Annotated in this window: 13 protein-coding genes; all 13 read right to left on the reverse strand. The window is 67.5% G+C overall.

All coding sequences use genetic code 11. The features are described 5' to 3' along the window. Positions 1–306: 306 nt before the first annotated feature. The gene (locus VGV06_14630; protein ID HEV2056382.1) at positions 307–1290 is read right to left on the reverse strand and encodes an ABC transporter substrate-binding protein; all 984 of its coding nucleotides are present in this window, start codon (positions 1288–1290) and stop codon (positions 307–309) included. Between the two features lie 80 nt (positions 1291–1370). Then, a complete protein-coding gene (locus VGV06_14635) occupies positions 1371–2354 on the reverse strand; it encodes an ABC transporter substrate-binding protein (protein ID HEV2056383.1) in 984 nt (327 codons plus the stop codon). Then, entirely contained in the window at positions 2354–3331 is a 978-nt protein-coding gene (locus VGV06_14640) for an ABC transporter substrate-binding protein (GenBank protein HEV2056384.1), read from the reverse strand. The genes VGV06_14635 and VGV06_14640 overlap by 1 nt, the downstream gene beginning before the upstream one ends. Positions 3332–3411: 80 nt before the next feature. Then, entirely contained in the window at positions 3412–4404 is a 993-nt protein-coding gene (locus VGV06_14645; GenBank protein HEV2056385.1) for an ABC transporter substrate-binding protein, read from the reverse strand. A 17-nt stretch (positions 4405–4421) separates the two neighbouring features. Beyond that, positions 4422–6131 carry an AMP-binding protein gene (locus tag VGV06_14650; GenBank protein HEV2056386.1) on the reverse strand — a complete coding sequence of 570 codons (1710 nt, stop codon included), beginning with the start codon at positions 6129–6131 and terminating at the stop codon, positions 4422–4424. Positions 6132–6154: 23 nt separating this feature from the next. Further along, on the reverse strand, positions 6155–6592 hold the full coding sequence (locus tag VGV06_14655) for a PIN domain-containing protein (GenBank protein ID HEV2056387.1): 438 nt from the start codon (positions 6590–6592) through the stop codon (positions 6155–6157). A 15-nt stretch (positions 6593–6607) separates the two neighbouring features. After that, complete coding sequence (locus VGV06_14660; protein ID HEV2056388.1) at positions 6608–6871, reverse strand: AbrB/MazE/SpoVT family DNA-binding domain-containing protein; 264 nt, start codon at positions 6869–6871, stop codon at positions 6608–6610. Positions 6872–7207: 336 nt separating this feature from the next. Further along, positions 7208–8209, reverse strand: a complete 1002-nt coding sequence (locus VGV06_14665; GenBank protein ID HEV2056389.1) for an ABC transporter substrate-binding protein — start codon at positions 8207–8209, stop codon at positions 7208–7210. Next, positions 8206–8349, reverse strand: coding sequence for a hypothetical protein (locus VGV06_14670; protein ID HEV2056390.1), 144 nt, complete (start codon positions 8347–8349; stop codon positions 8206–8208). Before VGV06_14670 ends, VGV06_14665 begins: the two co-directional genes overlap by 4 nt. After that, positions 8327–8551 carry a type II toxin-antitoxin system HicA family toxin gene (locus tag VGV06_14675; GenBank protein ID HEV2056391.1) on the reverse strand — a complete coding sequence of 75 codons (225 nt, stop codon included), beginning with the start codon at positions 8549–8551 and terminating at the stop codon, positions 8327–8329. The genes VGV06_14670 and VGV06_14675 overlap by 23 nt, the downstream gene beginning before the upstream one ends. After that, positions 8548–8769: a type II toxin-antitoxin system HicB family antitoxin gene (locus tag VGV06_14680; protein HEV2056392.1), complete on the reverse strand. Its 222-nt coding sequence runs from the start codon at positions 8767–8769 to the stop codon at positions 8548–8550. Before VGV06_14680 ends, VGV06_14675 begins: the two co-directional genes overlap by 4 nt. Positions 8770–8842: 73 nt before the next feature. After that, positions 8843–9826, reverse strand: a complete 984-nt coding sequence (locus tag VGV06_14685) for an ABC transporter substrate-binding protein (protein HEV2056393.1) — start codon at positions 9824–9826, stop codon at positions 8843–8845. Then, positions 9826–10326 (reverse strand): PrpF domain-containing protein (locus VGV06_14690; GenBank protein ID HEV2056394.1); only part of this gene is annotated, 501 nt, incomplete at its 5' end. The genes VGV06_14690 and VGV06_14685, both read right to left, overlap by 1 nt.

Genomic DNA, 10326 nt, shown 5'->3' on the forward strand with positions numbered 1-10326 from the left:
GGGTGATTCATGGTCTGTCGTGACCGCTCACTGATTGGGCCGCCCCTCTTCGACGACCCCAGGTCGTCGAGATCGAACACGACTTCATGCGCCGCGTGCGCGAATGGATGGCTGGTGGACGCGTGCCGCCGGGGACATCGAAATCTCGGACCCGCCCTTGTCCGGAGAGGCCACGGTGAGGGGTATCAGGGTATTGCCTCGCCGCCGATCGTCGCTCCTGAGGCGATTGTGCGACTACCTTTCCTCCCACCTCGACTCTAAAAAGGAGATCGACCGCCAAATACCCTCTTGACCCACCGACCGTTCTCATGGATGGATCACCTCGTCGGCGCGCAGCAGCAGCGACTGCGGGATGGTCAGCCCGAGCGCTTTCGCGGTCTTCAGGTTGATGACCAGCTCGAACTTGGTGGGCTGCTCGACGGGCAGGTCGGCGGGCTTGGCGCCCTTGAGGATCTTGTCCACGTAGGTGGCGGCGCGCCGGTACATGAGGGGAACGCTCGCTCCATAGGCCATGAGGCCGCCCGCCTCCGCCTCCTCCCTGAACCCGTACACTGCCGGGAGCCGGCTCTTTGCGGCGAGGGCTGCGATCTGGGTTCGCTGGGTAAGGAACAGCGGGTCCCGCAGGACGAGGACGCCGCCCGCGCGCTGGCTGCGCATCGCCGCAAAGGCCGCATCGATCTCGGGGGGAGTGCGCACCTGCACGATGTGAAGCTGCACCCCGAGGCCCCGTGCCGCGCCCTCCGCCTGTCGCAACGTGTGGGGGTGGCTGTCATTGCTCGGGTTCTGGAGAACGGCCACCCGGGAGATGTTGGGAACGACCTCTTTGAGCAGCTCCAACTGCTTCCCGATCAGGTCCGGGGAAATGCTTGCCAGCCCGGTGATGTTGCCGCCGGGCCGCGCCAGGCTTGCGACGAGTCCCACGGCAACAGGGTCGGCAGCGACGGCGAAGACGATAGGGATCGTGCCGGTCGCCTGCTTGGCGGCCTCAGGAGCGGGCGGCCCCGCGGTCACGAGGACGTCCACCTTCAGGCGAACGAGCTCGGCGGCCAGCGCAGGCAGCCGCTCAGGCCTGCCCTCCGCGAACCGGTACTCGATCGCGATGTTCTGGCCTTCCACATAGCCCAGCTCTCGCAGTCCTTGCCGGAAGGATTCGATGAAATACGGGTTATCGGTGGGCGGGCGGGCCGAGAGGAAACCGATCCGGGGAACCTTCGCCGGCGCCTGAGCCTCCGCCGCGAGCGGCACGGCGAGGAGGAAGACGGCGAGGAGGGCGACCAGGGACACCCTCACCTCGGCCCTCTCCCTCGGTGAGGGAGAGGGGGTCTCGAAAACCCCTCGCCCCTCTGGGGAGAGGGCAGGGTGAGGGGTCGTCACTGGATCACCTCGTCGGCGCGCGCCAGCAGCGACGGCGGAATCGTGAGCCCGAGCGCCTTCGCGGTCTTGAGATTGATGACCAGCTCGAACTTGGTGGGCTGCTCGACGGGCAGGTCGGCGGGTTTGGCGCCCTTCAAAATCTTGTCCACGTAGGTGGCGGCGCGGCGGTACATGTCGGGAAAGTTCGTCGCGTAGGACATGAGGCCCCCAGCCTCCGGACCCTCCCGCCATGGATACACCGCCGGCAGGCGCCTCTTTGCCGCGTGCTCCGCGATGCGTCCACGCGCCTCGAAAAGCATCGGGCTCGGAAAGACGAGGAGTGCGGCGATGCGCGCTTCCCTCATGGCGGCAAACGCTCGCTCCAGATCGTCCGGCCGCCGCGCCTCAATGAATTGCATCTGCACTCTCAGCGCCCGGGCCGCGACTTCGGTCTCCTCCCGCATGCTTCGCATCGTATTTTCCGCGAATACGCCCGGTTGCCAGAGGACGGCCATCCGCTTGACCCCCGAAACCACCGCCTTGAGCAGGTCCAAGCGTTTGGCGACTAACCCCGCCGCAAGCGTGGACACTCCTGTAATGTTCCCGCCCGGCCGGGCCAGGCTGGCGACGAGGCCACTGCCCACGGGATCGGCGACGAACGTCACGACGATGGGAATCGTGGTGGTCGCTTGCTTGGCGGCCTGGGCAGCCGGCGTCGACGAGGTCACAATGATGTCCACCTTCAGCCGAACCAGCTCGGCCGCCAACGCGGGGAGCTGATCCTCCCGGCCCGCCGCCCAGCGGTACTCGACGGCGATGTTTTGTCCCTCGATCCAGCCCAGCTCGCGTAACCCTGGGAAAATGTCCATGTTGGGGTTTGGACCAGAGGCGAGCGACAGAATACCTATCCGCGCGGTCTTCGCCGGCTGCTGCGCCTCGCCGACGGGCGGCGCGGCGAGGAGAAGCGCACCGGTGCCAGCAAGGAACGTGCGACGGTCCATCACTGGATTACCTCATCCGCCCGCGCCAGCAACGATTGCGGGATGGTGAGGCCGAGCGCCTTGGCGGTCTTGAGGTTGATGACCAGCTCGAACCTGGTGGGCTGCTCCACCGGCAGGTCGGCGGGCTTGGCGCCGCGGAGGATCTTGTCCACGTAGGTGGCGGCGCGCCGGTACATGAGGGGCACATTCGCTCCATAGGCCATGAGGCCGCCCGCCTCCACGTGCTCCCTGAGCCCGTACACTGCCGGTAGGCGGTTCTTGGCCGCGAGGGCCACGATCTGCGTTCGGTGCGCAATGAAGAACGAGTCCCGCAGGACGAGGACGCCGCCCGCGCGCTGGCTGCGCATCGCCGCGAAAGCCGCGTCGAACTCGAGGGGGCTGCCAGCCTGCAGGATGTGAAGCTGCATCCCGAGGGCCCGGGCAGGTCCCTCCGCCTGTCGCAACATGGAGGGGTGGCCAGGATGGTTCGGGTTCTGGAGAACGGCCACCCGGGAAATCTTGGGGACGACCTCCTTGAGCAGCTCCAACTGCTTGCCCACCACCTCTGGGGCAATGCTGGTCAGCCCGGTGATGTTGCCGCCGGGTCGCGCAATGCTCGCGACGAGACCCTCGGCGACCGGGTCGCCAGCGACGGTGAAGACGATAGGGATCGTGCTGGTCGCCTGCTTGGCTGCCTCAGGGGCGGGCGGGCCCCCGGTCACGATCACGTCCACCTTCAGGCGCACGAGCTCGGCGGCGAGGGCAGGCAGCCGCTCGGGCCGGCCCTCTGCGAAGCGGTACTCAATCGCGATGTTCTGGCCTTCCACATAGCCCAGCTCGCGCAGCCCTTGCAGGAAGGCCCCGAGGCGTGGGTCATTGGTGCGCGAGGGGGTCGTGAGGAAACCGATCCGGGGAACCTTCGCCGGCGCCTGAGCTTCGGCCGCGAGCGGCACGGCGAGGAGGAAGACGGCCAGGAGGACGACCAGCGGCACCCTCACCCCGGCCCTCTCCCTCACTGAGGGAGAGGGAGCCTCCAAAACCCCTCGCCCCTCCGGGGAGAGGGCAGGGTGAGGGGTCGTCATTGAATGACCTTGTCGGCGCGCTGCAGTAGGGACGGCGGGATCGTCAGGCCGAGCGCCTTGGCGGTCTTGAGGTTGATGACCAGCTCGAACTTGGTGGGCTGCTCGACGGGCAGGTCGGCGGGCTTGGCGCCCTTGAGGATCTTGTCCACGTAGGTAGCGGCCCGCCGGAAGTTCTCCCGAGTGTTGGCCCCGTACGCCATGAGGCCGCCGGCCTCCGCGAACTCCTTCTGCCCATACAGCGCCGGCAGCCGGCTCTGTGCCGCCAGCTCCACGATCCGTGTTCTGTGGGCGAAGAACATATTGGCACCGAGGGTGATGAGTGCGCCAGCCCGGTCTTTGGTCATCGCCGAGAAGGTACTGGCGAAATCGCTGGGAGCCCGAGCTTCCAGCACTTGAAGCTGCACCTTCAACGATCGCGCCGCGACCTCTGCCTCTCTCAACAGGAGCGCTTGGGCTGGATTGGTCGGATCCGAGAGCACGGCCACGCGGGAGATTCCGGGAACGGCCTCCTTGAGCAACTGCAGCCGCTTGCCGACCAGCTCCGGAGTGAGGAGGGACAGTCCCGTGACGTTTCTCCCCGGTCTCGCCAGGCTGGCCACGAGCCCACTCCCGACCGGATCGGGATGAGTCATGATGACGATGGGGATCGTTGACGTGGCGCGCTGGGCCGCTTCGGGCGCGGGTACGGCCCCCGCGACGATGACGTCCACTTTGAGCCGAACCAGCTCGGCCGCGAGGGCGGGGAGTCGTTCGGTCTGGTCCCCGTACCATCGGCCCTCGATGAGGATGTTCTGGCCCTCGACGTACCCCAGTTCCCGCAGCCCTTGGAAGAATCCCTCCCAGAGGTGCGAGGCCTCCTTGGAGGTCGGCGAGTAACCCCCGAGAAGGCCTATCCGCCACACCTTCCCCGCCTGCTGCGCCTCGGCGCCGAGCGGCGCGGCGAGGAGGCCGCCGGCGAGCGTGCCGATAAACGCTCGGCGCGTGGTCACCGGAGCACCTCTCCCCTTCACCCTGCCCTCTCCCCCTTCGGGGGCGAGGGGATCTGGTCTGCTGCCCTCTCTCCTTTAAAGGATGAGGGAGCCTTGGCCCGATCGCGCTCCATCTGGCGGAGCTCGGTGCGGCGGATCTTGCCGCTGATGGTCTTGGGCAGGTCGGCGACGAATTCGATCTCGCGCGGGTACTTGTAGGGCGCGGTCACGGTCTTGACGTGCTCCTGGAGCTCAGTTGCGAGGGCGTCCGACGCGGTGTGGCCGGGTGCCAGGACGACGAAGGCCTTGACGATCTCGCCGCGGAGGGCGTCGGGCTTGCCGATGACGGCGGCTTCGGCGACGGCGGCGTGTTCGACCAGGGCTGACTCCACTTCGAAGGGGCCGATGCGGTAGGACGCGCTGTTGATCACGTCGTCGGCGCGGCCGACGAACCAGAGATAGCCGTCCTCGTCCATAGACGCGCGGTCGCCGGTGATGTACCAGTCGCCGCGGTGGCATTTCGCCGTCGCCTCCGCGTTCTTCCAGTACTCCTGGAACATGCCGACGGGCCGCTCGGGCTTCACGCGGATGCCGAGGTCGCCCTCCTCGCCGCGCGGCAGCTCGCGCCCTTCCTCGCCCACGATGGCGAGGTGGTGCCCCGGCGCGGCCGGCCCCATTGAGCCGGGCTTCCACGGCGTCGCCGGGAAGGTCGCGGCCACCAGCACGCTCTCGGTCTGGCCGTAGCCCTCGTAGATGTGATGCCCCGTGCCCTCGCGCCAGGCGTCGATGACCTCGGGGTTGACGGCCTCGCCGGCGCCCATGCAGTGGCGCAGCGTCGGGTAACGGTACTTGCGGAGCGGCTCCTGGACCATCATGCGGTAGGCCGTCGGCGGCGCGAAGAAGGTCGTGATGGGGAAGCGCTCGAACATCGCGAGCGTTTCCTGCGAGTCGAACTTCTTGCCGCGCGCGTCCCAGACGAAGATGGCCGCGCCCATGTTCCACGGCGCGAAGAAGCAGGTCCACGCGGCCTGGGCCCAGCCCGTGTCCGAGATCGTCCAGTGCAGGTCCTCGGGCGTGTTGTCGAGCCAAAACTTCCCCGTGATGATGTGGCCGATCGGATAGGACGCGTGGGTGTGGAGCACCATCTTCGGATAGCCCGTCGTCCCCGAGGTGAAATAGATCATCATCGGGTCGCCGCTCGCGTTTCGCGGGTGCGCCATCTCGGGCGAGGCCTGGGCCATCAGCCGCTCGTACTCCTGCCAGCCACCTGACCCGCGCCCCACCACGATCCGGTGCTTCACCGTCGGGCACTCGGCCAGGACCTGGTCCACCTTGTGGGTGTTGTCCTCGTCGGTGATGATCACGCTGGCCTCGGCGGCGTTCAGGCGATAGGTGATGTCCTTGGTGGTGAGGAGCGTGGTGCCGGGAACGGACACGGTGCGCGCCCGCAGGCAGCCCAGCAGGATCTCCCACCATTGATAGACGCGCGGGAGCATGACGACGACCCGCTCGCTCGGCTTGACGCCGAGCCCCGCGAGCGCATTGGCGAAGCGCTTCGACCGCTCGGAAAGCGCGGCGAAGCTGAAGCGGCGAGGCTGGCCATCGGCCGACACCCACAGCAGCGCGAGCTTCGAGGGATCCCGCCCCCACGCGTCGAAGGTGTCGAAGGCCCAGTTGAAGCGCGCGGGCACTTCCAGGCGGAAGTCCCGCATCGTCGCCGCGTAGTCCGTCATGTTCCGTGCCGTCACTGGATCACCTGGTCGGCGCCGGCTCATCGCTGGCCGGGCACGACAATTTCGAGCCCCGTTCCGGCAAAGGGCATGAAGTGGCTGATGTTGAACGTGAGGAGTGTTGTAGCCTTCGCTCGCCTGGCGCACTCGGCGATGATCGCGTCGTAGGTCCGGCCGCCAGCGATCCCCTGCCGGGGCGCCTTGCGCAGGAGGGTCCGATAAGATTTCGCCTCGAGCGCGACAATCTTTCCCGGGCTCATGAAGTTCGCTTCCAGGAGCGTGAGGGCATCGGCCGCGGACAGCCGGTGTGGTGGTGGTAGCCGCGTGAGTACCGAATACGTCTCGACCAAGGCGGGAGCTGCCACGAGCAGCGTTTCGGCGTCATGCAGGCGGCGCTCGATTTCTGCTCTCGCAGGGTCGTGGTGGGTGTGCCACGAGCACATGGCAGCCACCATGCAGCTCGTATCGGGGAGAAACAAAGCCGGGCCGGCCCTTCAGGCGCGCGGACTGCGCTCGCGCCTCAGGGTTTGGCGAGTCCGCTCGACCGTGTCTGCGGACAGTCCCGTCACGTCCTTGTCCGGGACCGCGACCAGCAGCCGTCCCTTGCGCACGAGCTTCACTGGCAGGGGAGCCGGCTCGATCTCGATCCGGCCGGCCCGCCACCGCACATCGAGGGGCATGCCGGGTCGTAGGCCCGCTTCTTGCCGGATCTGCTTGGGGATGACGAGACGCCCGGCCGGATCGATGGTAGTTTTCATGGTAGAGAGATTACCACGCCCCTTCATTCCCGCGTCACGGGACCACCAGGTCCGCGCGCGCCAAGACAGACTGCGGCAGGCTCAGCCTGAGCGTCTTCACGGTCCGCCTCAAAGGGCCGAGTAGCACCCGCCACGATGACGTCCACGTTCTCACCCTCGACTTATCCTAGGTCTCTCAGCCTTGGCGGAAGGCCGCGAACCAGATCTTGTCGAGCTCGGGCGGGGCCGCCGAGACATATCCAACGCGCGGGAATCTTCTCGCCTGCTGCGCTCGGGCAGCGACCGGTGCGACAAGGAGACCGCCGGCGACCGCCCCGACGAACGCGCGCCGCTCCCTCACTCGATCACCCGATCGGCCTGCACGAGAATGAGCTGAGGGATCTTGAGGTTCAGGGCCGCGGCGGTTTTGAGATTGACGGCAAGCTCCAGCTTCGTGGGCTGCTGAACGGGGAGCTCGCCAGGCTTGGCGCCTTTGAGGATCCTGTCCACGTAGGCGGCGGCACGCTTGTAGGTCTCGAGGGGATCGACCCCATACCCGATGAGCCCGCCCGCTTCAACGTCGGCCCGGGAGGAGTACATCACGGGCGTCCGGGTCTTGGCGGCAAGCTCGATGAACCGCGCCTGAAGGGAAGCCTGGAGCGGGTCGGCCAGGCGCATCAGGGCCTGCGCTCGCCAGCTCCTCGCCGCCTCGAAGGCGGGCTCGAGTTGCGCCGCTTCTTTGACCGTGAAGACGCGGAACTGAACCTTCAGCTCACGGGCGGCGGCCTCGGCGTCCTGGATCTGGATCAGCACGTTGGGGTCGCCGGGGTTGCCGATCGCTCCGATGCGCGTGGCGGTCGGGATGGTCTCCTTGAGGAGCTGGAGCCGCTTGGCGGTGATCTGGCCGGTGAGGTTGGTGAACCCCGTGATGTTGCCGCCCGGCCTCCCCAGGTTGGAGACGAGCCCCACCCGCACGGGATCTCCGACCCCCACCATGACGATGGGGATGGTTGTTGTAGCTTTCTTGGCTGCGAGGTTGCCCGGAGTGTTCGCGACCACCATGACCTTCACGGGAATCTTTACCAGCTCGGCCGCCAGTTGAGGAAGCCGCTCGAGCTGTAATTCCGCCGACCGGTACTCGTAGACGACGCTCTTCCCCTCGACATAGCCGAGCTCCTTCATGGCCTCGCGGAACGCATCCCAGAACGGCTTCGCTGTCGCCGACGAGGTCGGCGTGAGCATGCCGACGCGGGGCATGGACTCGCGCTTCTGCGCCGACGCGTGGCTGAACGCGCAGGCGACCACGACGGCGACGATAACCGCCGCGGCAAAGCCGGGGAGCGCGCGACGGACCGTCACTCGATCACCTGGTCGGCGTGAACGAACAAAGCCAGCGGGATGGCCATGGCGGGATGGAACCCCTCTCCGGGATTTTGGCGGCCCACGTACAGGTTCTCGGCCGTACCGCCCGCCACCTTAGAGTAGGGCTCTGAAGTCATCCGCGGAGATACCGGCCGATTCGAGAATTGCCGCCAGCGTGCCCGTGTCGATACTGGCGTGTGCTGGTACGACCACCTGTGCGAAGGGACTGTCGCGACGCAGGACCATGTGGCTACCCTTCTGTCGTTTCAGATAGAAGCCTGCGCGTTCGAGGGCTCGTCGCACCTTGCGACCTGACAGCCCCCTCGGGAGCCTGGTCACCGCGCCGCGATCTCAATCTCCACCGTTTCCCGCCCTCGCTCCACTGGTACCGGTAGGCCGTCCTCTAGTAAGGCCTCGATGTACGCCTCGATGGCCTCTTTGATGTTCTTGCGCGCCTCGCGTTTCGTGCGCCCCTCCGAAGCACAGCCGGGCAGGGCCGGGCAGATTGCGACATAACCCGACTCGCGACCGCTTTCAAGAATCACGGTGTAGCGCATGTGGAGACCCCCTCTCGTAGTAAAGATCGCTTCGTCAGGATGCCACAGGGTCGCGCGTCAAGAAAGCGGTCCATCATTGGATGACCTCGTCGGCGCGCACGAGGATGGCGGGCGGGATGGTCAGCCCCAGCGCCTTGGCGGTGTTCTTGTTGATGACCAGCTCGAACTTCGTCGGCTGCTCGATCGGCAGGTCGGCTGGCTTGGCGCCCTTGAGGATCCTGTCCACGTAGAAGGCGGCCCGGCGGAATATCTCGGGCAGACTCGGCCCATAGGAGACAAGCCCGCCCGCTTCCACGAAGCTTCGAGCGTCGTACATGACGGGCAGGCGGTGCTGCGCCGCCAGCTCTACGATGCGCTTGGCGTTATCAGTGCTGAACGGGCTGGCCCGCACGTCGAGCGCCTGGGCCCGCTCGCGCTGCAGGGCGGCGAAGGCGCCGGGCAGGTCCCCCGCCTCCTTGACTTCTTGGACGACGAGCTGGACCCCCATCTGCTGCGCCGCGGCCCGCATCTGCTCGAGGTAGGGCCTCGTGGGGGAGGTATAACCGTGGTAGGTGAGCACCGCAACCCGCGTGGCCTTGGGGAGGAGCTCGCGCACCATTTGGAGCCGCTTGCCGGCGAGCTCGGTGGACATCAGGGTCAGGCCGGTGACATTGCCACCCGGGCGGGCGAGGCCGGCGACGAGGCCGCTGCCGACAGGATCGGCCACCGACGCCATGACGATGGGGATGGTACTGGTCGCGCGCTTGGCTGCCTCGGTCGGCGGGGTGGCGGAGGTGACGATGACCTCCACCTTGAGCCGCACGAGCTCTGCCGCCAGCTCCGGCAGGCGTTCTACCTTCCCGGCCGCCCAGCGGTACTCGATGATGAGGTTGCGCCCTTCGACATAGCCCAGCTCGCGCAGCCCCTGGCGGAAGGCCTCACCCAGGTAACCCAGGCCGGGACTCAGGGATAGGTAGCCGATGCGGTTGGCCTTGCCCGCCTGCTGAGCGCGGGCGACGGCGGGCATCGCGATGAGGCCGCCGGCCGTCGCCACCGCGAGAAATGCGCGGCGGTCCATCAGGGGATGCGGACCCAGCCTTCCATCAGACGGCGCGCCGTGCGGTAGACGGTGACTCGCTCGGCGTGGTACTCGCCGGCCTGCTTCACGACCGCGGCGTCGAGAGGCAGAACGCCCGACGCGTGGCCGAGTCGGACGTCCGCGCCGGGCTTAGCGGTCGAGCATTCGTGGACCAGGGTGCCCTCGATGCGCGCCGCCACGGCGAGGCACATGGACGACGTCAGCGGGAAGGCGCGGTGGCAGTTGCCCATGGAGATGGCGCGGGCGACGACATCCGCGGCCTCACGGCCGACGCGCGTGCCGTCGAGGGCGGTGTACTCGACCGGGGCCGTGACCATGGCGATCTTCGGCGTGGCGGCGCTGCCGGGGATGCCCATGAGGTGCGAGGCGGCAACGCGGATCCTCTCGAGGCGCGCGCAGAGCGCCTTGTCGCCGTCCACGGCCTGCGGCGTCTCGGTGCCGGTGAGCCCGAGGTCGCGGGCGCGGACGAAGACCATGGG

The sequence above is a fragment of the Candidatus Methylomirabilota bacterium genome (assembly GCA_035936835.1).
Classification (GTDB): domain Bacteria; phylum Methylomirabilota; class Methylomirabilia; order Rokubacteriales; family CSP1-6; genus AR37.